Annotated in this window: 1 protein-coding gene; it reads left to right on the forward strand. The window is 62.5% G+C overall.

Annotation, left to right across the window (positions count from 1 at the left end):
- The coding region (locus SLS51_RS23465; RefSeq protein WP_323840872.1) for a type VI secretion system domain-containing protein at window positions 1-214 on the forward strand (214 nt) is incomplete at its 5' end.
- Window positions 215-352: the final 138 nt, after the last annotated feature.

A 352-nucleotide genomic window follows, 5' to 3' on the forward strand; every position in this document is an offset into this window, starting at 1 on the left:
GGATCAGTTCTACGGTCAGTTACTGACAGCACAGCTACTGGAACAGGCGGGCATGAGCGCGCTGGCACAACAACATTACCGTCATCTGCGCCAGGCAGGACAACACCTGTCGCTCGCCGACTGGGAGCCCGGCCTGCTGGCGGCCCTGGCAGAAAAAGCCCCGATGACCGCCCCCGCCAAGGCGACGACCACCAACAGGAGCGTTAACCCATGAACTGGCTTTCTCTGCTGCTCAACAATCTCAAAAAACCGGCGAGGCCGCGTCTGCCGCCACTGAAAGCCACCGCCTCGCTGATACTGGCCCTCCTGCCCTGTCTGGCTCTCATCTGGCTATGGTGGTGGGGGCCCGGCT

It is taken from the genome of Photorhabdus africana (assembly GCF_035181445.1).
GTDB lineage: Bacteria > Pseudomonadota > Gammaproteobacteria > Enterobacterales > Enterobacteriaceae > Photorhabdus > Photorhabdus laumondii.